Origin of the sequence: Candidatus Symbiopectobacterium endolongispinus, from assembly GCF_018777385.1 — a bacterium.
GTDB classification, from domain to species: domain Bacteria; phylum Pseudomonadota; class Gammaproteobacteria; order Enterobacterales; family Enterobacteriaceae; genus Symbiopectobacterium; species Symbiopectobacterium endolongispinus.
On the sequence record NZ_JAFJYB010000002.1, the window covers coordinates 821,736 to 845,619 of the forward strand.

Consider the following 23,884-nt stretch of genomic DNA (forward strand, 5'->3'; position numbering starts at 1 on the left):
AAGAACGAGTTTCCCTTGTGCGAGATTCCTGCCTTCGCGGGAATGACTGGGAGTCGGCGGGAACAGCTGTTTTAGATAGACTTGTCACCAAAATAAAAGCCCCTGATTCAGGGGCTTTTATTATTTGCGTAGAAAAAGATTATTCGACGAGCAGGATGCGGCAGGTGTTGGTGGTGCCTACCGTACTCATGACGTCGCCTTGAGTGACGATAACCAGATCCCCAGACACCAGGAAGCCTTTGTCACGTAAACGAATAACCGCATCGTTAGCCGCGGCAACACCGTCGGTGTAACTGTCAAAATGTACCGGTGTAACACCACGGTAAAGCGCCGTGAGATTCAAGGTGTGCTCATGGCGAGACATGGCGAAAATGGCGGTAATGCCTTTCAGGTGATTCGCGGCATACATCGTGGACATGGCAATCGATTCTTCGATGTTATCGAATTACACATCCAGACGGTGTTTGAGACATTGATGCTCTGGATTTTTTCCGCGCTGAGACACACGTTGGCCATCGCTGCGACGGTCTCTGCCGGGTACTGGCCGGCAGCGGTTTCTGCTGACAGCATTACGGCATCGGTGCCATCCAACACGGCGTTGGCGACATCCATGACTTCAGCACGGGTCGGCATTGGGTTGGTGATCATAGACTCCATCATCTGGGTCGCGGTGATCACAGCACGGTTCAACTGACGTGCACGACGGATCAGTTTCTTCTGAATACCGACCAGTTCCTGGTCACCAATTTCAACCCCCAGATCGCCACGCGCCACCATTACCACATCGAAGGCCAGAATGATGTCATCCATGGCTTCGTCTGTCGCGACGGCTTCCGCACGTTCTACCTTGGAAACGATCTTCGCTTGACTGCCGGCATCACGTACCAGTCGACGTGCATAATTGAGGTCTTCGCCGCAGCGAGGGAAAGATACCGCCAGATAATCGACGCCAATTTTGGCCGCTGTAATGATATCGACTTTATCTTTCTCGGTTAAGGCTTCGGCAGACAGACCGCCACCGAGCTTGTTAATCCCTTTATTATTGGACAGAGGGCCGCCAACGGTCACTTCGGTAAACACCTTCATGCCGTCTACACGCAATACTTTCAACTGTACGCGACCATCGTCAAGCAACAAGATGTCACCTGGCACCACATCGGCTGGCAAGCCTTTGTAGTCGATGCCCACTTTTTCTTTATCGCCTTCACCTTTGCCCAGGTTGGCGTCCAGCAGGAATTTGTCGCCAACGTTCAGGAAGACTTTGCCTTCCTTGAAGGTTGAAACGCGAATTTTTGGCCCCTGGAGGTCGCCCAGAATTGCCACATGGCGGCCCAATTTTGCTGCGATTTCACGCACTTTGTCCGCACGCAGCTGATGATCTTCAGGCGTACCGTGCGAAAAATTCAGGCGGACTACGTTAGCGCCTGCGGCAATGACCTTTTCCAGATTATTGTCGCGGTCGGTAGCTGGCCCCAGCGTAGTGACGATTTTGGTTCTTCTGAGCCGTCTGGACATGTATAACTCCGTTGACTTGTGAAGCAATAGTGAAGTGAGTAGTGCCGAACCGCGCTCTCGCATCAGATAAAATGCAAACACGGCCCGCATCCGTGGTTAATTTCGGGTGACTGTACCGGGCAATGGCCATGTATAGCAGCCATTATTCATTAAGGATAGCCAACCCTTCCCCTTGTTATGGTTATCGTGTCGGGTAAGTCGTTAAATACAAACGCATTGTGCTAACAAAAACAATATGTTAATAAAACACCTGTTTATATAAACACAAAATCATAAAACAAGTGCTTAGTGCTCGTTACCGTAGGAACCCCCAAAACGATCGCTTTTGTCAAAGCGCGACTCCCGTAAGGCTTCCTTGACGCGTTTAAGGTTATACCTGAATTTGGCACCGCGACGCAGCGTAAAGCCGGTCGCAAATACGTCAATCAGCATTAACTGCGCGATACGGGACACCATGGGCATATAAACATCCGTATCTTCCGGCACATCGACGCGCGGCGTCAAAGACGCCTCATGGGCAAGGGGACTGACGTCTGACGTGATGGCGATAACCGTTGCATCGTTTTCCCGTGCTAACTGGGCCATTTCAACCAGACTTTTGGTCCTGCCGGTATGGGAGATCAGCACCACAACGTCCCCATCGCTGGAGTTCATGCAACTCATGCGCTGCATAACAATGTCATCAAAGTAAACGACAGGAATATTAAAGCGGAAGAATTTATTCATAGCATCGTGCGCCACGGCGGCAGAAGCACCAAAGCCGAAAAACGAAATTTTCTTGGTCTGTGTCAGCAGATCGACGGCACGATTGACCGCAGTGATGTCCAGATTCGATTTGGCGTGCTCCAGCCCTACCATGGTAGATTCAAAAATTTTGCTGGTATAGGAATCGACGCTGTCATCTTCATCGACGTTACGGTTAACATACGGCGTGCCATTGGCAATGCTTTGCGCCAGATGAAGTGTGAGATCGGGAAAGCCTTTGGTTTCCAAACGGCGGCAGAAGCGGTTGACTGTGGGCTCACTGACCTCCGCCATGCCAGCCAGTGTGGCAATACTGGAGTGGATGGCGGTATGTGGTGCCGCCAAAATAACCTCTGCCACTTTTCGTTCTGATTTGCTGAGGAGCTCAAGGTGGCACAGAATTTTGTCCAGCATGTTCATATAATGAGACCATGTGCGGTTTTATCGATTTCAACCAGAGGGAAACCGATGCAGAATTCATGGGAGTATACTACGCCCTATGTCGGGTTGGCAGGGAAAACTGCGTAAGGCTGCGCATTTTTTTTCTGAGAACATGACGTGTGTCTAACTTTCAAAAAAGTAACCGACTGTCGGAAAAGACAGAAAATTTCTCTTTTGGAGGAACGCCTAAACCGTTTCAGTCATTCATACAGTGGATTTTTTCATCATTACGTGATGCACATTATGAAACTTAATGACATTTATTGACGGGTTTACGGGTCCTAGTCAAAAAGAGTACATTATTGCTGTAATAAAATTACAGCATCCTGCAACGAGGAGATGAACATGGCGGTAACTTCAACAGCCCAGGCGTGTGATCTGGTTATTTTCGGTGCGAAAGGCGATTTGGCGCGCCGAAAATTGCTGCCGTCTCTGTATCAATTGGAAAAAGCCGGTCACATTCACCCGGACACGAGCATCATCGGCGTGGGACGAACTGAGTGGGATAAGGAAAAATATGTCAGCGTAGTCCGCGAAGCATTAGACACCTTCATGAAGGAGCCTATCGATGACGGACTGTGGCAAACGCTGAGCGGTCGGCTGGATTTTTGCAATCTCGATGTACAGGATACTGCCGGTTTCAAACGTCTGAGCAAAATGCTCAATCAAAAGAACCGTACCACCATCAACTATTTCGCCATGCCGCCCAGCACTTTCGGCGCAATTTGTCGCGGGTTGGGTGAAGTGGGGCTTAACAAGTCGCCGTCGCGCGTGGTGATGGAAAAACCGCTGGGCTCCGATCTGACTTCTTCTCGCGAGATCAACAATCAGGTAGCCGAATATTTCGACGAGTGTCAGGTGTACCGCATAGACCATTATCTGGGTAAAGAGACGGTACTCAACCTACTGGCACTGCGTTTTGCCAACTCGCTGTTCTCTGCCAACTGGGATCACCGCACCATCGACCACGTGCAGATCACCGTAGCGGAGGAGGTAGGCATTGAGGGGCGTTGGGGCTATTTCGACCAGGCTGGGCAGATGCGCGACATGATCCAGAACCATCTGTTGCAGATCCTGACCATGATCGCCATGTCCCCGCCGTCGGATCTGAGCACCGACCGGATTCGTGACGAAAAAGTGAAAGTGTTGCGTTCACTGCGCCGCATCGATCGTTCCAACGTGCATGAAACCACGGTGCGCGGCCAGTATACCGGCGGCTTTGTTCAGGGCTATAAAGTGCCAGGCTATCTGGAAGAAGAGGGTGCCAACAAAAGCAGCAACGCTGAGACGTTCGTTGCGATCCGCGTGGATATTGACGACTGGCGTTGGGCGGGTGTGCCTTTCTATCTGCGCACCGGCAAGCGTTTGCCAACCAAGTGTTCGGAAGTGGTGGTTTATTTCAAAAATCCGGCGTTGAACCTGTTCCACGATTCTTACCAGCAACTGCCGCAGAATAAATTGATCATCCGCTTGCAGCCCGATGAAGGCGTTGAAATTCAAATTTTGAACAAAATTCCCGGGTTGGAACATAAACACCGTCTGCAAACCGTGAAGCTAGACTTGAGCTTCTCTGAAACCTTTAATCAGCAGCATTTGACCGATGCCTACGAACGTCTGTTGCTGGAAACCATGCGCGGTATTCAGGCCCTGTTCGTGCGTCGTGATGAGACAGAAGAGGCCTGGAAATGGGTGGACTCCATCATGGAAGCCTGGGCGATGGACAACGATGCGCCGAAACCGTATCAGGCAGGCACCTGGGGGCCGGTGGGCTCTGTCGCCATGATCACCCGGGATGGCCGTTCCTGGAACGAAGTGGAATAAGCGATTGGCTTCTGCCTTGTGGGGTTACGTGCGGCAGTGCCCGGTAATCGATTTAATTTTTGTTTGTAATGTTTGGCTAAAACTCGGTGCGGTCGGACGTCTGCTTTTGGCAGATCCCTGTGGTAGGGGCGCGCTATATGACTAATGATGCCTCCGGGCATGACAGGAGATGATGACGAATGAAAAACTGGAAAACGAGCGCAGAGCAAATTTTGACCACGGGTCCTGTGGTTCCAGTATTGTAGTGAACAAACTGGAGCACGCAGTACCGATGGCGAAAGCCCTGGTAGCGGGTGGCGTTCGCGTTCTGGAAGTCACGTTGCGTACCGACTTCGCAGTAGACGCGATCCGTGCCATTGCCAGAGAAGTACCTGACGCGATTGTCGGTGCTGGCACAGTAACCAATCCGCAGCAGTTGGCGGATGTGATTGCTGCTGGCGCACAGTTCGCTATCAGCCCCGGCTTGACAGAGCCGTTGCTGAAAGCTGCCGTGGAAGGTCCGATTGCGTTGATTCCAGGTATCAGCACCGTTTCTGAACTGATGCTGGGTATGGACTACGGTTTGCGTGAGTTCAAATTCTTCCCGGCGGAAGCGAACGGCGGCGTAAAAGCGCTGCAAGCGATTGCAGGTTCGTTCTCCCAGATCCGCTTCTGCCCGACTGGTGGTATCTCACTGAAAAACTACCGCGACTATCTGGCACTGAAAAGCGTGCTGTGCGTGGACGGCTCCTGGCTGGTGCCAAACGATGCGCTGGAAAGCGGCGACTACGCACGCATTACCGAACTGGCACGCGAAGCGGTTGCAGGCGCTACAGCCTAAAACGCGGTTACTACAAAAAAGCCACGCATTGCGTGGCTTTTTTGGGGGGGCGGAGGTGGTTATCCGGTCACTTTTACTGCACTGGCGACTGAGACTGCCAACCCCACTGCATCATCGATATTATCAGCCACGGCCAGCGCCACGCCCATTCGGCGCTTACCTTCGATATTCGGTTTGGCGAAGAGGCGAATTTGCGTACCGGGGCGCAGAGCATGTTCTAATCCACTGTAGCTGACGTTATCGCTCACCAACTCAGGCAAGATAACGACAGAAGCGGCAGGTCCATATTGGCGTACTGCACCGACAGGCAAACCTAAAAAAGCGCGTACGTGAAGAGCAAACTCGGAAAGATCTTGCGAGATCAGCGTGACCATGCCGGTATCATGCGGGCGCGGTGACACTTCGCTGAAGATAACCTCATCGTCGCACACAAACAGCTCTACGCCAAACAGGCCATAACCCCCCAGTGCACTGACCACATCGCGGGCGATCTGCTGCGCACGCGCCAGAGCCCGTTCGCTCATCTGCTGAGGCTGCCATGACTCGCGATAGTCGCCGTCCTCCTGACGGTGGCCGATGGGCGCGCAGAAGTGGATACCGTCACTGGCGCTGACCGTTAATAACGTGATTTCGAAATCAAAGTTGACCAGACCTTCCACGATGACCTTACCGCCGCCCCCACGTCCACCTTCTTGTGCGTATTTCCAAGCCTGATCCCGTTGTTCTTCACAACGGATCAAACTTTGTCCTTTACCTGATGAACTCATGACCGGCTTAACGATGCAGGGGTAACCGATTTCGGCAATGGCCTGTTTGAACGTGTCTTCGCTGGCGGCAAAACGGTAGGACGAAGTGGGCAAACTCAGCGTTTCTGCCGCCAGACGACGAATGCCCTCGCGGTTCATGGTCAGACGCGTGGCCTTGGCACAGGGCACCACATGGTGGCCTTCCTGCTCTAACGTCTCCAGCATGTCGGTGGTGATGGCTTCAATTTCCGGCACAATGTAATCGGGACGCTCAAGTTCGATAACGGCACGCAATGCTGCACCATCCAGCATGTTAATGACGTGGCTGCGGTGAGCGATATGCATGGCGGGAGCATTGGCATAGCGATCGATACCAATCACCTCAACGCCCAGCCGTTGGCACTCTATCGCCACTTCTTTACCCAGTTCTCCGCAACCTAATAACATGACGCGTGTCGCGCCTGCGCGTAGCGCTGTTCCAACCGTTAACATTATGCTTTCCCGCTCTGTATTAACATGGCGCGCAGTATAAAGGAAAACGTTTGCGTACGCATCAGCGACGAGGATATCAGAGGCAGCAAGCCATACACACAAACAGCACCGCTTGGCTTTCTCAGAGAATCGTGCCACGATTTTCTTTCCAGAAAACAGGATGGCACGCAATGAAAGCACCTCAGGCAGAAAAACGTCCGCACCTCCTCACAACCCACGGTGATACACGCATTGATAATTACTACTGGCTACGTGACGATGCGCGGGGAGATCCGGCCGTATTGTCGTATCTGCAAGCAGAAAACGCATATTGCGCTTCGCATATGCAACCCTGCGATGCGGTGAAAGGAACGCTGTATCAGGAGATGGTAGCGAGGATCCCCGCGCAGGATGCGTCGGTGCCTTATGTTAAACGTGGCTATCGCTATCAGACACGCTATGAATCTGGTAAAGAATACGCGTGCTATGTGCGGCAGCCTGCATCGGAAACGGAACAGTGGCAACTGCTGCTGGATGAGAATGAACGTGCCGTAGACAGCGAGTTCTATCATCTGGGGGCACTGTCCGTCAGTCCGGACAACCGATTGCTGGCGCTGGCAGAGGATAAAATTTCTCGCCGGCAGTATGACATCCGGTTTCGCAACCTCGAGAGCGGGGAGTGGTTACCGGACGTCATTGAACACGTCTCGGCAAACATGCAGTGGAATGCCGATGCCTCCGCGATTTACTACGTGCGTAAGCACCCGCAGACGCTACTTCCCTATCAGGTATTCATGCACCGCCTCGGTGATGATGTCAGCCAGGATCGGTTAGTCTATGAAGAGCATGATGATACCTATTATGTCAGTCTGGGTGAAACTACCTCTGAAGCGTATATCGTTATCTTTCTAAGCAGTACCACCAGTACGGAAGTTCGCTTGCTGGATGCGCACGATAGTGACGCCGTGACTCAGGTGTTTATTCCGCGCCGCAAAGATCATGAGTATGGCGTGGATCACTATCAGGGCGCGTTCTATCTGCGCTCGAACCGTGAGGGCAAAAACTTCGGCCTGTATCGCACTGTCGGCTGGGATGAGTCCGCGTTGGAAACGCTCATTGCGCCGCATAGCAGTCGCGTGCTAGAAAGCTTTGATCTGTTCCGCGATTGGCTGGTACTGGAAGAGCGGGAGAAGGGCTTAACCTCGCTGCGTCAGGTGCATTGGCAGGCCGGTGCCGAAAAGAACTTCAGCTTTAACGATCCCAGCTACGTTACCTGGCTCGCTTACAATCCTACGCCTGAAACGTCGTTGCTGCGTTTTGGTTATTCGTCCATGACCACGCCAACCTCGCTGTACGAGATTAATCTGGATAGCGGTGAACAGGGCCTGCTCAAGCAGGCGGAGGTCAAACACTTCTCCGCCTCGGATTATTGCAGCGAACGCCTGTGGATCACCGTGCGCGATGGCGTTGAAGTACCGGTGTCACTGGTGTATCGCCGTGACTGCTACCAGCCCGGTAATAATCCGTTACTGGTGTATGGCTACGGTGCCTACGGTAGCAGTATGGAGCCGGATTTTAGCGTGAGTCGCCTTAGCCTGCTCGACCGAGGGTTTGTCTTTGCGTTGACCCACATTCGCGGCGGCGGGGAGTTAGGGCAGCAGTGGTATGACGACGGACGCTTGCTCAATAAGATGCACTCCTTTACTGATTTTATTGATATCTCCCGCGCATTGGTGGCGCAGGGATATGGTAATGAAAAGCAGCTTTATGCCATGGGCGGCAGCGCTGGAGGCTTGTTGATGGGCGCGGTGGTTAACCTGGCCCCTGAACTGTTTAAAGGTGTGGTGGCGCAGGTGCCGTTTGTCGATGTGCTGACCACCATGCTTGATGAGTCAATTCCTTTGACGACTGGGGAGTATGACGAATGGGGGAATCCTGGTGAGGAACGTTATTATGACTACATCAAAAACTACAGCCCTTACGACAATGTCAGCACTCGAGCCTACCCGCATCTGTTGATTACTACAGGGTTGCATGACTCGCAAGTTCAATATTGGGAACCCGCCAAATGGGTGGCCAAATTGCGTGAGCTGAAAACTGACGACAACCTGTTGCTGTTGTTAACCGATATGGACGCCGGGCACGGGGGAAAATCGGGGCGATTCAAACAATACGAAGACATTGCGCTGGAATACGCATTTTTGCTGATGGTCGAAGAGAAATAAGATACAAGGTAGCGACTGGAGTAATCCCGCTGAGTGCGGGATTACCCGTTCAGCGCACTAAAGCATCAACTCACCGTATCGGTTTGCTGAGCGCGTTTGGACCGTTTATCCGCTCGTTTTTCTGCTGCGGTTTTCAACGGTTTTTTCTTGCTGTTTTTTTTGCTGTCCATGCCTTTACTCATTTGATTTGCCTCTCTCGGTAAAAGGTGATTTGCCCTACCATTAACCGCCTGTTGAGCATAACATGCAAGCGAAAAAAGTGCTTTGGACAGCAGATTCCAGGCTATTTTGCCTTGGGTTCGTAGGGGAGGCGGGAGAACTGCAACGAACGTTGGCGGTAGAACGCGATGCGTTCACGAAAATAGTCACGCAGATGCTCCGGTTGCTCTCTTTCAACCACTTCTGGAATGACTGGCATGTTGTACCGTTCTTTGAACGCCACGCCAGAGGCTGCGAGATCAACATTCACTTTGTCCATCTCTTGCGCAGGAAGGTTAGCCAGATTATACGCCATTGTTCTTATCCTCAGGGCCGCCAGTGAGCGTGCATGATAGCATTTTTTGCCTGGCGAGCATACGCGGGTATTGCCTCATGACTTGATGCTAAAAAAGAATGATTATTCTTTAGGTTATTAAATAGACGTGGCGTTTTTTATAAATATCTTGAAGCACGGTGAAATGAAATAAAAAACCATTCTCAAATAGATGCGTTAAATAACCATTTTATGAAATTGAAAATCGTTATCAATTATTTTATGTTGATGATTAATAATCATTTATTTTTTATGTTAATTATATTGATAATAAAATGTTTTTTATTTTTTAACAGCAAGGCAAAAAAAATTGACTCACCTGCCAATCAGAGGGAATGAAAGATGCTTAAAAAAGAGATGATTCAACAATTAAACGATCAGCTAAACCTGGAATTCTATTCTGCTAATTTATACCTGCAAATGAGCGCATGGTGTGGTGATAAAGGGTTTGAAGGTGCGTCAGCATTCCTGAAGACACATTTTCAAGAAGAGATGGAGCATATGCAACGCCTCTTCAATTATTTAGATTATACCGGCAGCATGCCAATACTGGGGGCCATCGCCGCACCGCCGGTTGATTTCGCCTCTCTGGCTGACGTGTTTGAGCAAACCTATGAGCATGAGCAATTAATTACGCGAAAAATCAATGAGCTGACTCATGCAGCAATGACGCAGCAGGATTATTCAACGTTCAACTTTTTACAATGGTATGTTGCTGAGCAACATGAAGAAGAGAAATTGTTTAAATCCATTCTCGACAAGTTGGTATTGGTGAGTACCGCGCAAGGTGGTCTGTTCTTTATCGATCAAGACCTGAAGAAAATGACGAGCGCACCGACTCAACAGTAATGCTTTATCACATTCCCTTCAGGCTAAGCCTGAAGGGAATGTGTATTAACATACGCCGAAATTGCCTTCCTCGCGGTAAAACGAGACACTATCAACGCTGATTTCTACTTCTTTCTCAATAGGATCGTCTATTCTCGCACAGTAAAGCCTATCGTCCTCTACGCTAAGAACCCGCATGCGTGGCCCACCGGTTTTACTTTGAACGATATCTCCAGGTTTAAACATCGCAGCCACCTTTTGCCTGAGCCATACTACACATGGCGTTTGCTCTTCGCGCCCCAAGAGCCAGCAATGGTACTGATTACGGCACCGATCAACAGTGCGAAAAAGGACCATAACGCCGCTTTTGCTGCTGCTTTAGACATCTGGTCAGCCTGTTCAATTGCCTGTTTTTTCCAGTCCTCATAACGCTGCTGAGCCTGCTGTATATTTTGTTGTGCTTCGCTAAGACGCTCGTTGACTTATTTCACCATACGATCGCGAGTACTGATAATGTTTTCGACCGCCCGGTCTGCTTCACCTGGGGTCAGATCGGTATTTTGCGCTATCGCCCGCTTGATATCATCGCGATTAATACCGGCTGCAATCGTTTTACTCCGTTGCGCAAGTTTCTCGGTTAATTGGGCTGCAACCTGTTCACTCGGTTCTGTGCCAACTGCCATATGGCGCGCAGCCAGCATAATATCCTGTTTGGCACCTTGTAATTGCCGTTTGAGATAATAAGGTTGTAATGTCGGGATACCCGATTTAACTAACGCATTTTCTACTTCACTCTACAAACCATAACTTGAAAGGTGCGTATCAAGCATGATCTCGTCAAACAAATTCTGCCCACCCCCCCCCCCCCCCCCCCACGCGAGAAAGTCCGTTGCCCAGTACTTCGCCACCGCTAGAAATCATCGAACCGGTGGCAGATGCGATTGAGCCAAGCGCACTTCCAGCTGTTTTTATTGACGAATTCACCAGCATGGCACCCAATACTGAAGCAACCAGTAACGCGCTGGCCCAATTTAAAAAGCCGTGAATCATGCCATCGTAACCCGCCAATCGGCCAGCGATAAACGATCCAGTGAATAAACTGATGACAATGGAGAACACGGTCCATAGGCCGACAGTCATACCCACGCCATTTACCGGATCGTCTGATTTTGGCTCGACCATTGCGAAACCTAAGCTGCTGCCCAGGGTAGGTAATAATATAGACACGGCCATAACCGTCACTATACCTGCAATGATACTGCCCCATGATATTGTTTTAATATCTTTCGCTTCATATACAACGCTCATGTTTTCTCCAGCTTATTGATGACGTTTTATGGATAAATATCAACGAGTATAGGTGAAGGCCAATGAAGGCTAACGGTTTGGATTGAAATATGAAATTTTCGCATAAGTAGACAAGTAGTTGCTGTTTAAATTCACAGATGATCATATATGGCGGGTTTTGATATTATCCACATTCTATTTATGGATGAATGTAATAAATTTGGAATAACGTATGAAAGTAATTGTCTATTTTGTACTGGCTATTTTATTTTCACTATCAACCTTTGCGACTGCTTCAAATCTTGGCGATCTCATCTGGGAAGGTAAGAACAGCGAAGCAATTCAAATGATGAATAAAAGCCCTGAGTTGGTTAACACGCAAAACAGCATCGGGTACACCCCGTTGCATCTCGCCAGTATGGTGGGTAACAAAAAGATAGTACTGTTTCTTGTTGATAAAGGCGTGAATTTTAACGCAACGGATGGAGAAGGGTATAGCCCTCTAGTCAGAGCTAAAGTCAATCGGCATCAGGAAATCGTTGACATCCTGGTCAAGCATGTGGCAAAGGCAGTAAAGCCATGAGCGTAGACAGGTGGTGACGCTAAGTCGCACCAGTGTGCGTTAGTAATACTGGACCAGCGTGAGCGGGTTCTTTTCTTCTAATATCAGGAGATTAGAGTCTAAAATCCGTATTGTTCAAATAGTAAAACATCCCTTTAATAATGGTTTGGGTTAGCTGATGTACTATTTCAATAGGCTGTATCTTGTATATATAAAGTAATCAAGACTAAAACCTACTGAAAGGAATGGATATGAAGATTTTAATGATTGTTGCCACTTTGGCTCTGGCTGGCTTTAGTTTTGCTGCAAATGCATCGATGCCTGATAATATAGCGGTATATGCTACAGCACAATCTAACGGCTCAATCTCCGTTGGCAATAAACTTGCTTATACCAAAAGTTTCGACGTGAGCGTGGTTAAGCTATTTGGTGATGACGTCGATTTGTCTAAGCTGTGCTTAAAGGCGTACTCCCCTGACAATAAAGCGTTCAGGCTTGATACGGTGGATGAAGAATTGACCACCGGTATTTTGAAAGAAGGTAAGTCTATCAAAGGTATTGCCATGTTTGCTTCTGAAAACGCTGCTGTGCTCGATGCAGCTGTTGTGAAAATAACTGATGATTGTAAATAATTCGTGATGGCGATTGTGTAAGAATCCCACTTAACTAAACCACCACATATTGTTATTATCAGTGGGTGGTGGTTTCAACCAATATTTAAGTTTTAATGTGAGGGCCATTATAGCTTTCACTTGTTTGCAAATTGATTATTGTTGATTTTTCTTTTACCGATAGCTTGTTGTTCTTTAAATCAATTTCCATTCCACTATTCAAACTGGTAATTTTTTCTAAAATTGTCTTGATATTATTATTGTTTAATTTTAAATGAGTAATGGTTTGTGGTAAGTTATCAGGGAAAATGTCTATTTTTTAGAACTAAAATCTGTAATGTGAATGTCTTTTGGTAAGTGGTCAGGAATGCAAGTTAATTCATTACTGCTTGATTGAAGATTGTCAAGGGAGTGGGGTAACCTATCAGGGAGTTTGTTTAATTTGTTATGATGCACAATCAGAAGATCGATAGAGTCAGGTAGCTTGTCGGGCAGCTTAGTGAGTTTGTTATGACTTACGTCAAAAACCTCAAGGAAATCTGGTAACTCATTGGGAAGAATGGTTAATTTGTTATGGCTTGTGTCTAAAACCTTAACTGAATCTGGTAGTTTTCTAGGCAAAGCAGTTAATTTGTTATGACTAACATTTAAAGATCTAATGGAATTTGGCAAATCATCCGGTAATTCAGTTACTAAATTATTACTTACATCTAAAAATTCTATAAAATTAGGTAGATGGCTATGTATTGTGCTTAGTCTATTATTTTTTAAGTTTAATCCCAAAAGAGAATCTGGTGGGTTTCTAATTGTACCCTCTAATCGGTTGTTTTCAACGTCTATAATTAAAATAGATGAAGGTAAATTTTCAGGTAATATTTTTAGACGATTATTTGATAGAAATAACTTAGATAAATTCTCAGGTAAGTTTTTAGGGAGAGTGATTAATTTATTATTTTTGGCATTTATAACTTGAAGGTTTTCTTATAAGCGTTCAGTCAATGTATGAAGCTGGTTTCTACTAATATCCAAAGTCTTAACCTGTTTAGGAATAACACCAGGTAATGAACTTAAGTTCGGCATACTCAAATCAAGGGAATCAGTTTTCCTTTCCAGAGAATCTCGCATTCTTCCCACTGCAACATCTCGTTGTTCACCCATACCCTGTGAGGAATTCTTTTCCCATTCAGACCAAATCTCATAATACTCTAATTCACTTTGCTCTGATGTTGTAGTCTGCGAAGAAATAGCTATCGCTGGCGTTGTATCCGTCAACGATTTTGAGTATAAAACACTCTCATTTTTAATAGTAAGCATGTTAACTATCCTGTCCTATTAATTAGTTTTTACAATGTTCTCCTAAAGAAAGATATTTGTGATATCAAATAATAGGAATTACGGTGAAATGTGTATAGATGCCAGAGTGTGAGGCGCCTAAATTGAAGGTGATAGGTAATACTATTTACGGCAACACCTTTTCTCATGTAGGAGATTATTGCCGTTCGGCGTTATGCCAAGCTTGTTCTGGCTAAAGATAGCTATGTGAATTTACACCGAATACAGAATTTAGGGCGAATTTCGAGTATTTTCGGGGGAGTCAATAAAACATTATACAATCAAAGAGTTAAAAGAAGACCGAATACGATTCCTGTATTCGGTCTAGGGAAATAGCTCTTGGGAGAGAGCCTTGCGCTAAAAGTTGGCATTTATGCAAGCTGAATCAGCCTTGCCCTTTAAAGCGTAGCCAACTTCTCACTGATTACCAGTGTTGCAGCGGAGTTAGTTTCATAACTGGAACAGCTTTCATACCTATGGGTAACGCACTATTATCCATGCATTAACATGTGGCTGAAATGTAGTCAGTTTTTAAATCACCCTGCGGTACAAAGCTGTTCACCACGTTCGATGAATGGCTGTAAATCTTTCTTCTTGCCCGGTGCTGTGTGGTCGTCAAGCCAAATGACATCGATCGGTTGCCCATTAACCTGGCCATTTTTCATTTGTGCCTGTGCGACCGCGTTAAGCTGGTACTGCATCAGCGTTCCGGTGTTCAACGTAAAAACAGCCTTACCAGGGCGGCAAATTAACTGGACTTCTTCACGAGTAAACGCCCAACGTTCGCCATATTGCTGACGGCTTAACGTCACCAACTGGGCGACTGCAACGGCATCAGCGCCAAGCGTGGCAAGGGTTAGCGCTAAAACGATCTTTTTCATCGTGGTATCTCTGTGCAGAGCTGATAACGTGGCAAAATTAACTATCGTTAATCAGCGAGTTACAAGAATGAATCTGAACGCGATCATAAGGGCTGCGCGCGGTGAAGTCGAGTCATGGATACCATCGTCATGGTTGTCATCGCTGATATTCTGATTGAATCCCTGATAAAAACCTGCGCATGCTAAGCAATATCACCTAATCACAGAGGACGTTGTCATGGCTGATTCTCCCGCACTCTCCATCGGTTTTCTTCTTTTTCCCGGTGTAATCCAATTAGATTTGACCGGGCCTTACGAGGTATTCGTGCGCGCGCCGGGTGCTCAGGTGCACTTGATTTGGAAAGATATTGCACCGGTTAACTCCGATCGCGGTCTGGCTATTCTGCCTACCGTTACCCTTGACGAGTGCCCTGCGCTAGACGTTATTTGTGTACCGGGTGGACCAGGACAGATTGATTTGATGGACGATGATGAGGTGTTGGACTTCCTGCGTCAAAAGGCGAAGGACGTTAAACTGGTTACCTCGGTCTGCACCGGATCGCTGGTGTTGGGGGCCGCAGGCTTACTGCAAGGCTATAAGGCAACCACCCACTGGGGTTCGCTCGATCAATTGGCGTTGCTGGGGGCCCAACCGGTTGAGGAGCGCGTTGTGCACGACGGGAACCGTATTAGTGGTGCTGGCGTGACCTCAGGGATCGATTTCGCACTAACCGTGGTGGCAGGACTGTACGGCGAGGCGGTCGCGCAGGAGATTCAGTTACAACTGGAGTACGATCCCGCACCGCCGTTCAACTCAGGTTCGCCGCGATCGGCAGCGCCGGAGCTGCTTCAGGCGGTGCGTCTCAAGCAGGCCGCGTTTGTTGAAAAGCGCAGGCAGGTGACGCAACGCGCTGCGGCAAAATTATAGGCTTTTCACATCAGGGCAGTGAAACGCCCTGATGTTCATCCAATCAACTATCCTCGCCCACTGTGTCCGCCATAGCCAGGGCCGCCTCCACCACCTCCCGGACCCATCGGCCCTTGCATTGGGCCACCGCCGCCATGTCCGCCGCCGGGACCAGGCCATATGCATCCGCTTAAGGATGTGGTGATGACAATCGCCATTAATACGTAGAGCATTTTTTTCATGATTCACCTCTCAATAGACGGGAGAATTTTGCGTGGCGGTTATACAAAGCGGAATAGGGCTAATGTGGATTTTCGAATTTTTAACGCTTGGTAAATATCTCGATACGTCTTACCAGACATCACAGAATTCTACGAGAAAAGGGGCGATGCCATCACCGCAGTGAGCGGTTATTGGCACTGATAAATGGTGTACTCATTTTTTTCCGGATTGATAATGCAGAACCGGTTACCGGAAAGGCGCTGCGCCAGATAGCCTTCTTTGGTGACGGCCGAAGGCACGTAGCGTGGAACTGTCAACTGAGTGCAACAGACCGCTTTCAATGCGTTGTTTGGGCATCAGAACGCTAAACGCTACTGTGTTATCGACAATTACGGCAGAAGTCATGCCAATCGGATGACTCGGCAGCGTTTTTACTTCACCCTGACAGTTCATACTTTGTGGCGCGGAGCAACCCGCTGTAAGCAACAGCAGGAGAGCGAAGGGTATTACAGCGCGGTAGTTCATGGCGATCCTTTGGTGATCACTGCGTACTCTTCCTATTATAGCGCAGGCAGGCGTGGGGCTGAGGGGGCGAATCGTGCTCCTAACAACAGGCCATGGTTTTGATCTTGGTTAACGCAATGGTGCTCAATGCGTGATGAGGCATTTAATCCCTGTGATTTCAGCGCTAGGATAATGAGGCAAACGCAATAATCATCTATAACTCCCTATTTTTCATGATATTAGAAAATCTGATATCTGGAGTCGGAAGGGAAATAATCAAGGAAATTGTCCTATGCTAATCTCCGTGCGTCAGCTTCGAGACGTTACGCGCCTTTTTATTGCAAAAGGCAGGTTCACAGGCTGATGAGGCGCGCTGTGTTTCCGATCATTTGGTGAATGCTAACCTCAAGGGCCATGATAGTCATGGCGTCGGAATGCTGCCGCACTATGTGGCGTTCATCGCGAAAGGGATCATGCATCCCAATACGCCGGAGCGTTTGTTGCGTGACGGTGGCGCGGTATTGCAGTTCATCGGTGATCGTGGTTTTGGTCAGCGTACCGGCAAAGAAGCGATGGAGCAGGCGATTGCCAGAGCAAAAACCACCGGTGTGTGCCTGATGACGCTGGCTTCCACATGCCACCTCGGGCGGATTGGCACCTACGGTGAAATGGCTGCTGAAGCGGGGATGGTGGCGATTCATTTTGTCAACGTAAACGATTTGAATCCCATTGTAGCTCCCTGGTGCGGCCGTGAGGCGCGTTTTGGCACTAACCCCATCTGCATTGCGTTTCCCAAAAGTGAACATAACCCACCGTTTGTGCTCGATTTTGCCACTAGCATTGTGGCGTTGGGGAAAACTTGTGTGGCCTATCTGGCGGGCAAGACGTTTGATGAAGAGGTGATGCTCGATAGCCAGGGCGTGTCTACCAACGATCCCAAAGTGATGTGGGAAGATGAAAAACAGGGTGCGCTGAAATCCATTGCGCGCCATAAAGGCGGCGGGTTGGTGCTGGCGGCAGAGATGCTGGCAGGGCTGCTTTCCGGAGGCGGTATAATCCAGCCGGAGAACGAACGAAAAGGCTCGATAATGAATAATATGACCACGATCGTTATCAATCCGGCGGCAATGGTATCGATGGACTGGCTGCAAAAAGAGTATGACGCCATGCTGGACTATGTACGGACCTGCCCGGCGGCGGATGCTGAACATCCGGTGCTGATTGCCGGTGAGCCGGAACGTATTGCCTGCGCGCAGCGTCAGGCTAACGGAATAACGCTGTCCGATCAGGAGTGGGCCAATATCGTTGCTGCGTGCAGGCACCATCACGCACCAGTTCGCGCGGAAGGTTGTTTTTTATACGGCTGCCGATGCGTTTGGTCAATCCGATCGGCGTATGCTGATAGGTAAGTACCATCTCATCGCTGGTGGGGATCTCGTCAGGATAACTGTCACGCCCCTGATACCATTCACAAGCAAGCGTGTCGCTGAGAGCGTAAGCGTGCGGTGCCTGTGCATCCGCCAGCGCAACGATGGTCTCATGTTGCCAGCGAAAACCTTTGGCATAGCGTTCCGCCAGTTTGAGACCAATGCGCGAGAAGCGTATTTTGCCAAACAGTGCGGTGGGAAAAAGCCAAATTTCATTGTCACGCAGCCAGAGTTGTTGTTGCTCCGGGTCCCAGACCAGGCCCGCCTGATTGGCCGAAAGCGTCACCGCTTGTTTGTCTTTGCCGGTTAACGGCGTGAAGGGAAACTTACCCCACGTTAAAATGCGGTGCGGGTAATGGGGGGATGGTCGCAGTTTTGCGCAACCGCGCGGCAATTTGTGTGGTTTTCGAACCCGGCGCAGCGGCCACGTCCAGCACCAATGGCGATGGGGTTGTCTCACGTGACAATAACGCGCTTTCCTGCGCGTAAAACAATGCGCTGACTGGCAGCATTGAGCTGGATTCCTGCAAATAAAACAGTCCGCTCAAATGGCCAACCGTGTTACCCAATCGCAGTTGCGTTTCATCTGGGCTGACCACCCAAAATCCTTCTTTACACCAGGGGATTGGCGCTAGTTGCCAGCCCCAATCCGCGGCCAGTGTCAAAAAGTCATCCACGCTAATCTTCAACGTATTAACGCGCAGACTGCGTCTTAACGGGCGCTGGCAGGCAGCAATGAATTCATCCAGAGACAAATGCGCAGGCATGATGTCTTGAATCACCTCGAGAAACGCGGAGGGCAAAGAAGGAGAGAGGGGTTTCACCACGGTGGTAATATATCGTTACAATAGTAGAACAGTGCTGGTAATATTCTGATAGTGTAACACGGTGCGCGGCTGCCGTCGCTCATCACGCGACGGCAGGATCAACGCAGGCTATTCAGGAATGGCGGCGCCCCATTCACGCCACTCTTTTGGTTCTTGGCCCAATAACAGAAAATGCTTACCTGGTGTGGTAATCGGCGCTAAGGGAATCGCGGGCGGGGTGGCGAAGGCGTTGACGTACTCTGGGTAGAGCACCGCTTGCGCCAATACATCGTTGCGCTGCGCTGCCAATTTCAGAGAATCCAACCGACCGATCTCAATACCAAGGTAACGAATCGGCATACCAGCGGAGAGAGAACTGGCGTCATAAGTCCGCAATTCGATACGACTCCCGATCGCACGTGCAGCGGTTTCAGTGTTATACAGCAGCCGCTTTCCGCCTTTGGTTTCAGGTGCCCCTTCGAGATTATCGACGCTGATGACCCCTTTGATCGCTCGGTTAAGGGGCGCGGCCTGAACCGTTAGCCAGGAGGTGCTCAGTTGCACGCGGGCACCACCCTCGGCCCAAAACACGCTGCGTTCGGTCAGCAGTTTGCGGTATTCCGGATGCAGGTAAACCTGGACTTCGAAGGTTTCTGCACCGGGACGAATGCGCATAATTTCGCCGATCTGAAACTTGCGGTATAACACAACCGAGCCTTCCTGGATGTCTGGCAGGCTCTCGGTAACCAGCGTTAAGGTTGGGCTTGGCGTGTTGCCTTTGATGCCCTCCTGTGCATTATCCCGATCGCTAAACAAGGTATAGCGAGCTAATGGCTCACCTTGCGTACCGGGTAACACCATCACACCGCCGCTGAGCCACTCCTGCGGGCTGGCACCGATCATTTGCACGCCCTCCAACCCCAGCTTGACGTTCAAACCTGCTGTTGACAATAAGGTGCTGTCTTTGTGCAGCAGAGTGCGATATTCGGGGTCAATGGTGACATCGAAGGTGACGCCTTTTTCGGTCAACGTGCGCTGAATGATCTGCCCGATTTGTACACCATGCAGCAGAACAGGTTGGCCGACATCAATGCCATAGCTTTGTGCGGCAGACAACTGAACGGTCAGTGTATCGGGACGTAATGCCTGCGAGCCATCAATCAGTGGGAATGTCTGACGCGGCTCCCCGTCGCCGGGAATCAATGTCAGCGTTGGGCCGGTGAGCAGGCGGGAGAGGTTAAGATCGCTCAAGGTCAGCCGTGGCTTGGTCAGCTCAATGCGCGTGCCTTCACGCATCAGCGGCACGACAGAGGGATCGATAATCAACTGTCAGCTGACATTACCGTTGCTGGGTCCAGCACCAGTTTTCGTACACTGCCTACTTCCAACCCCTGATACAGCAACGGTGTCTGCCCGGCTTTCAGCATATTGGCGGAGGGAAGCGTTAAGGCAATCGCCACCCCGCGCTGGCTTTGGGCCAGATTAGGGTAGAGTCGGTAAGCCTGTTCAGCACTGGCCTTATCGCTATCATCCGGTGAATCAAACGCGATAGCGCCATTAACCAGTGCTGCCAGGCTTTGCATTTCCACTTTGGCACCGCCCGGGCTGATATCCGCCTTGATGCCAGACACGTTCCAAAAACGGCTCTTTTTTGATTAAATGAGTGAAGCGGCGTTCAATCAGGACGTCAACCGTCACGCCTTTATTATCTGGAGTTACGGTGTAATCGTACACTTTTCCGACCGGGATCTTGCGGTAATACACCAGCGAGTCCGCGTTGAGCGACCCTAAATCATCGGCATGAAGATGGACCAACAACTCCCCGCTGTTAACCCTATATTTCGGTTGGGTATCCAGCGCAGAAAAGTGCGCTTGCGGCTCGCCGGGGCCGGGCATCATACCGATATAGTTACCGCCAACCATGGCATCAAGGCCGGAAACGCCCGCCAATGAGGCTTTGGGGGTTACCAGCCAGAATTGAGTCCCGCTGCGTAACGCTTCTTTCATGTCGCTTTTAATACTGGCTTCCACCTGGATGGTACGCAGGTCTTCGCTCAGCGAGATGTTTTGTACCGTCCCGATTTCGACGCTTTGATAACGCACTGGGGTTCTACCAGCCACAATGCCGTCAGCAGAGATAAAATCAATGGTGGCAGTGGTGCCACGTTCTTGCTGATTGGTATAGAGCAACCAGCCGGCAATCATCAGTGCAATAAAGGGCAGCAGCCAGAACGGTGATATACGACGCTTATGCTTGATCGCGGTTCGTGTTGATTCGGGTGTTGTTGAATCGTGTTCCATGGGTATCCCACATTAATCGGCTATCCAGCCATTCCGCAGCGAGAATAGTCAAAATAACGGCCGCACCGAAATAGAAGGCCGCCGGGCCTAAGGTAAAAGCCAACAGTTGGTCGCGGTTTACCAGCGACATCATCAAAGCGATGACGAACAGATCCAGCATTGACCAGCGGCCAATCCAGATCATGGCACGTAACAGGCGCATGCGCGTCATGATAGCGCGTTGTGCGCGCAGATGTATGCTCAACAGCAAGGTGCTCAGCACGATAACCTTGGTGAAGGGCACCAGTATACTGGCGATAAAAACTACCGTCGCGACAGGCACATTGCCGTTTGCCAGCGAGATAATGCCTGACAGGATGGTGTCCTCTTTGCGCGCGCCATTGACGTAGAGAATCGAGATGGGTAGCAGGTTGGCCGGCACTAGAAATACGATGGCGCTGATCAATGCCGCCCAGGATTTTTGAAGGATGTGGCGCCGACGTGCTCGTAACGGGGTATGGCAACGCGGGCAGCGTCCCCTGGGGTCTGGCGCGCTGGTAAAATGGCAGGCCAGGCACAGGCGATAACGTTCCGGGCTGATCACCGGATGCAGTCGTGGGTAGAAACGCAGCCAGAGCTGATCCGGATTGAGGTGAATCAAGGTTAGCAGACTCAGCAGTGTCAAGGTGAGATAGGCGACCAGACCGTGGCCTATCTCAATATCGGAAAACTCGCGGATCTTTATGGCCGCAACAGCCAGCCAGACCAGATAAATATCCAGCAGCATCCAGGATTTCAATTTTTCCAGTAACAGCAGAATAGGCCGCAGATTCATACCAATGCGCGGGGCAAAAAAGAGATACAGCAGGGAAGCCATTAGCGTAACTGGCACGCCTACGGTACAGAACGCCACCATACTGGCGGTAACTGGGTGTCCTTGCTTGGTCATCTGCCAGATGCCTTCAAACAGGCTGGCATTGATCGCGACACCCAGTAACCGGATGTCGAGCAGGGGGGCGGTATAGGCGAAAGGCATTAACAGCAGCATCGCCGTGGCCATCGCTGCCAGTCGCGTCATTGACCAGTCACGCCAGGAGCCGACGCGGGTGGCACACTGCGGGCAGGTGGCATACTCTCCTTTGCGCATTGCCGGAAGCAGAAACAGCATGTCGCAGCCATGGCAACGGTGATAACGCCCATAGGCAACGCTAGAGCGTGCCTGGGTGACGGACGGGCGCAGAGCGCTATGCGTGGCAGAACCCACTATGCTGTATATTCTCATTACGCCGGATTGCGCTATGAAGGTCGTCAGCATCATAGCCTACTTCCGGGCGTGCACGGTAATTGAATGTGTAGGGTCGGTTTCAGGAAAATCGGATGCCAGGGCAGGGGAATGAAATGTGCGCAATACGCTGACGAAGTGAATGGTGTTGTGGCATGCTGTGCAGTATGTCTCAATTCATCCTGTCACGTTTATGTGAATAAAAACGCAAAAGCGTATATCCTTCTCCTCTTGTGGAGACCTTGCCAGTATTGTCAGGCAGGGTGATTGACATTGTGGGATGATGCCCCTTAGTTATCGATGCTTGTTGCGTCAATCGGTTAGGGGTGGCGTACTTCGGTATTTGGAAAAACTGAATTATTATTTATGAACAAACCATCATTTTATAAGGATCTTGTCAGCGATCTTACCGCACTGATTACGGGTGAACGTCGCTTTATCACTATTTTGGCCAACAGCAGTGCGCTTCTGTTTGAGCGCCTGGATGGCGTCAATTGGGCGGGTTTTTATCTTCTGGATGATGACACGCTGTTTCTTGGGCCATTTCAAGGCCGGGTTACCTGTGTGCGCATTCCTGCGGGCAAAGGCGTTTGTGGGCGCGCGATAGCGGAGAACCGCATTCAACGTGTCGATGATGTGCATGCTTTTCCTGGTCACATCGCCTGCGATGCCGCCAGTAATGCCGAGATCGTGTTGCCGCTTTCTGTGAACGGCCAACTGATTGGCGTGCTGGATATTGATAGCACGTCCTATGCGCGTTTTGACGCGGAAGACGAAGAAGGTCTTAAAGCGCTGGTCGCCGTGCTCTGCGCACAATTGCAACAGAGCGATGTGCTGATTTTTATCAATTCTCTCACGCAGAGAGAAGGATAACGTAGCAATTGCTGATGGCGTCATTATAATGTCGCCTGTTCATGCCTGCGCTGGTTGGCAAACCCGTTGTAATCAGGAAATTTCATGGAAAATCAACCTAAGTTGAACAGTAGTAAAGATGTCATTGCCTTTTTGGCAGGACGGTTTCCGCTTTGTTTCACCACTGAAGGTGACACTCGGCCTTTGAAAATCGGTATTTTTCAGGATCTTGTCACGCGTGTGTCAGAGACTGACAGTGTGAGTAAAACGCAATTGCGTTCTGCATTGCGCCTTTATACCTCCAGTTGGCGTTACCTGTACGGCATCAAGCTGGGTGCGCAACGTGTGGATTTGGATGGCAATCCGTGCGGTGAATTGGAACAGCAGCATGTCGATCACGCTCGCAAGCAGTTGGAAGAAGCGAAAGCGCGCGTTCAGGCGCAGCGAGCTGAGCAGCAAGCAAAACGTCGCGCTGCGGGTGAAACTACCGATCAACCTGCGCGTCAGCGTAAACCTGCCCCGCGTCGCGAGCGCCCAGCAGCCGACAGTGCTCCGCGTCAACCTCGTTCCACTGCGCCGCGTGCTTCTGCGCCTCGCCAGCCCAAAGCGGCTACCGAGCGTGCGCCGCAACCGCAGCGTGTTAACGTGACGGATATTACCGCCCTGAAAATTGGTCAAGAGATCAAAGTCAGAGCGGGCAAAGACGCCATGGACGCTACGGTGCTTGAGATTGCCAAAGGTGAAGTTCGGGTTCAACTGGCTTCCGGTCTGGCAATGATTGTGCGCGCAGAACACTTGCAGTTCTGATA

At 50.0% G+C, this 23,884-nt stretch carries 20 protein-coding genes and 4 pseudogenes; 10 read left to right on the forward strand and 14 right to left on the reverse strand.

Translation table 11 applies throughout. The features are described 5' to 3' along the window. Window positions 1–139 precede the first annotated feature (139 nt). Window positions 140–1,515, reverse strand: a pseudogene (gene pyk / locus JZM30_RS10725) (pyruvate kinase). Between the two features lie 285 nt (window positions 1,516–1,800). Further along, window positions 1,801–2,679, reverse strand: a complete 879-nt coding sequence (locus tag JZM30_RS10730) for a MurR/RpiR family transcriptional regulator (protein ID WP_252318660.1) — start codon at window positions 2,677–2,679, stop codon at window positions 1,801–1,803. A 366-nt stretch (window positions 2,680–3,045) separates the two neighbouring features. On the opposite strand from JZM30_RS10730, the gene zwf reads away from it, so the two are divergent. Next, window positions 3,046–4,521, forward strand: coding sequence for a glucose-6-phosphate dehydrogenase (gene zwf, locus JZM30_RS10735; protein ID WP_252318662.1), 1,476 nt, complete (start codon window positions 3,046–3,048; stop codon window positions 4,519–4,521). Between the two features lie 179 nt (window positions 4,522–4,700). Next, window positions 4,701–5,341: pseudogene (locus JZM30_RS10740) on the forward strand (bifunctional 4-hydroxy-2-oxoglutarate aldolase/2-dehydro-3-deoxy-phosphogluconate aldolase). Between the two features lie 59 nt (window positions 5,342–5,400). On the opposite strand, the gene purT reads toward JZM30_RS10740, so the two are convergent. Then, a complete protein-coding gene (purT, locus tag JZM30_RS10745) occupies window positions 5,401–6,579 on the reverse strand; it encodes a formate-dependent phosphoribosylglycinamide formyltransferase (RefSeq protein WP_252318667.1) in 1,179 nt (392 codons plus the stop codon). A gap of 170 nt (window positions 6,580–6,749) precedes the next feature. Between purT and JZM30_RS10750 the strand changes: the two genes are divergently transcribed. Beyond that, window positions 6,750–8,783: a S9 family peptidase gene (locus JZM30_RS10750; protein ID WP_252318668.1), complete on the forward strand. Its 2,034-nt coding sequence runs from the start codon at window positions 6,750–6,752 to the stop codon at window positions 8,781–8,783. Between the two features lie 283 nt (window positions 8,784–9,066). On the opposite strand, the gene JZM30_RS10755 is transcribed toward JZM30_RS10750, so the two are convergent. After that, window positions 9,067–9,297: a DNA polymerase III subunit theta gene (locus JZM30_RS10755; protein ID WP_252318670.1), complete on the reverse strand. Its 231-nt coding sequence runs from the start codon at window positions 9,295–9,297 to the stop codon at window positions 9,067–9,069. 360 nt (window positions 9,298–9,657) lie between these two features. On the opposite strand from JZM30_RS10755, the gene ftnA reads away from it, so the two are divergent. Beyond that, window positions 9,658–10,164, forward strand: a complete 507-nt coding sequence (gene ftnA, locus JZM30_RS10760) for a non-heme ferritin (RefSeq protein ID WP_252318672.1) — start codon at window positions 9,658–9,660, stop codon at window positions 10,162–10,164. A gap of 45 nt (window positions 10,165–10,209) precedes the next feature. Here ftnA and JZM30_RS10765 read toward each other — a convergent pair whose 3' ends face one another. From JZM30_RS10765 to JZM30_RS10775, 3 genes are all read right to left on the reverse strand, one after another. Then, on the reverse strand, window positions 10,210–10,389 hold the full coding sequence (locus JZM30_RS10765; RefSeq protein WP_196906945.1) for a GDFGVC terminal motif YodC-like protein: 180 nt from the start codon (window positions 10,387–10,389) through the stop codon (window positions 10,210–10,212). A gap of 236 nt (window positions 10,390–10,625) precedes the next feature. After that, window positions 10,626–10,844: a hypothetical protein gene (locus tag JZM30_RS10770; protein WP_252318674.1), complete on the reverse strand. Its 219-nt coding sequence runs from the start codon at window positions 10,842–10,844 to the stop codon at window positions 10,626–10,628. A gap of 136 nt (window positions 10,845–10,980) precedes the next feature. After that, on the reverse strand, window positions 10,981–11,325 hold the full coding sequence (locus JZM30_RS10775; RefSeq protein ID WP_252318676.1) for a hypothetical protein: 345 nt from the start codon (window positions 11,323–11,325) through the stop codon (window positions 10,981–10,983). Between the two features lie 337 nt (window positions 11,326–11,662). Here JZM30_RS10775 and JZM30_RS10780 point away from each other — a divergent pair, with 337 nt between their 5' ends. Next, window positions 11,663–12,013 (forward strand): ankyrin repeat domain-containing protein, encoded by a 351-nt coding sequence (locus tag JZM30_RS10780; RefSeq protein WP_252318677.1) that lies wholly within the window; start codon window positions 11,663–11,665, stop codon window positions 12,011–12,013. Window positions 12,014–12,243: 230 nt separating this feature from the next. Continuing rightward, on the forward strand, window positions 12,244–12,624 hold the full coding sequence (locus JZM30_RS10785; RefSeq protein WP_252318678.1) for a DUF4354 family protein: 381 nt from the start codon (window positions 12,244–12,246) through the stop codon (window positions 12,622–12,624). A 291-nt stretch (window positions 12,625–12,915) separates the two neighbouring features. On the opposite strand, the gene JZM30_RS10790 is transcribed toward JZM30_RS10785, so the two are convergent. The 3 genes from JZM30_RS10790 to JZM30_RS10800 all read right to left on the reverse strand — a co-directional run bounded on the left by JZM30_RS10790 (window position 12,916) and on the right by JZM30_RS10800 (window position 14,816). After that, complete coding sequence (locus JZM30_RS10790; RefSeq protein WP_252318679.1) at window positions 12,916–13,386, reverse strand: leucine-rich repeat domain-containing protein; 471 nt, start codon at window positions 13,384–13,386, stop codon at window positions 12,916–12,918. 198 nt (window positions 13,387–13,584) lie between these two features. Beyond that, window positions 13,585–13,917: a leucine-rich repeat domain-containing protein gene (locus JZM30_RS10795; protein WP_252318680.1), complete on the reverse strand. Its 333-nt coding sequence runs from the start codon at window positions 13,915–13,917 to the stop codon at window positions 13,585–13,587. Window positions 13,918–14,471: 554 nt separating this feature from the next. Continuing rightward, window positions 14,472–14,816 (reverse strand): YebY family protein, encoded by a 345-nt coding sequence (locus JZM30_RS10800; RefSeq protein WP_252318681.1) that lies wholly within the window; start codon window positions 14,814–14,816, stop codon window positions 14,472–14,474. Window positions 14,817–15,033: 217 nt separating this feature from the next. Between JZM30_RS10800 and JZM30_RS10805 the strand changes: the two genes are divergently transcribed. After that, window positions 15,034–15,723 carry a DJ-1/PfpI family protein gene (locus JZM30_RS10805; RefSeq protein WP_252318682.1) on the forward strand — a complete coding sequence of 230 codons (690 nt, stop codon included), beginning with the start codon at window positions 15,034–15,036 and terminating at the stop codon, window positions 15,721–15,723. A gap of 389 nt (window positions 15,724–16,112) precedes the next feature. Here the strand turns inward: JZM30_RS10805 and JZM30_RS23600 are convergent, their stop codons facing one another. After that, window positions 16,113–16,241, reverse strand: a complete 129-nt coding sequence (locus JZM30_RS23600) for a hypothetical protein (protein ID WP_286673528.1) — start codon at window positions 16,239–16,241, stop codon at window positions 16,113–16,115. A gap of 525 nt (window positions 16,242–16,766) precedes the next feature. On the opposite strand from JZM30_RS23600, the gene JZM30_RS10810 reads away from it, so the two are divergent. Further along, on the forward strand, window positions 16,767–17,837 hold the full coding sequence (locus tag JZM30_RS10810; RefSeq protein ID WP_252318684.1) for a malate/lactate/ureidoglycolate dehydrogenase: 1,071 nt from the start codon (window positions 16,767–16,769) through the stop codon (window positions 17,835–17,837). Here JZM30_RS10810 and JZM30_RS10815 read toward each other — a convergent pair. The 3 genes and pseudogenes from JZM30_RS10815 to yebS all read right to left on the reverse strand — a co-directional run. Further along, window positions 17,746–18,682 (reverse strand): annotated as a pseudogene (locus JZM30_RS10815) (methyltransferase RsmF C-terminal domain-like protein); the annotation flags it as partial. The gene JZM30_RS10810 and the pseudogene JZM30_RS10815 sit on opposite strands and share 92 nt — an antisense overlap. Before the next feature lie 219 nt (window positions 18,683–18,901). After that, a pseudogene (locus JZM30_RS10820) lies at window positions 18,902–20,962 on the reverse strand (MlaD family protein); the annotation flags it as partial. Beyond that, on the reverse strand, window positions 20,910–22,223 hold the full coding sequence (gene yebS / locus JZM30_RS10825) for a membrane integrity lipid transport subunit YebS (RefSeq protein ID WP_252318830.1): 1,314 nt from the start codon (window positions 22,221–22,223) through the stop codon (window positions 20,910–20,912). The gene yebS and the pseudogene JZM30_RS10820, both read right to left, overlap by 53 nt. A gap of 366 nt (window positions 22,224–22,589) precedes the next feature. Here yebS and JZM30_RS10830 point away from each other — a divergent pair, with 366 nt between their 5' ends. Next, a complete protein-coding gene (locus JZM30_RS10830; RefSeq protein WP_252318686.1) occupies window positions 22,590–23,096 on the forward strand; it encodes a GAF domain-containing protein in 507 nt (168 codons plus the stop codon). A gap of 84 nt (window positions 23,097–23,180) precedes the next feature. Beyond that, entirely contained in the window at window positions 23,181–23,882 is a 702-nt protein-coding gene (proQ, locus tag JZM30_RS10835) for an RNA chaperone ProQ (protein ID WP_252318687.1), read from the forward strand. Window positions 23,883–23,884: the final 2 nt, after the last annotated feature.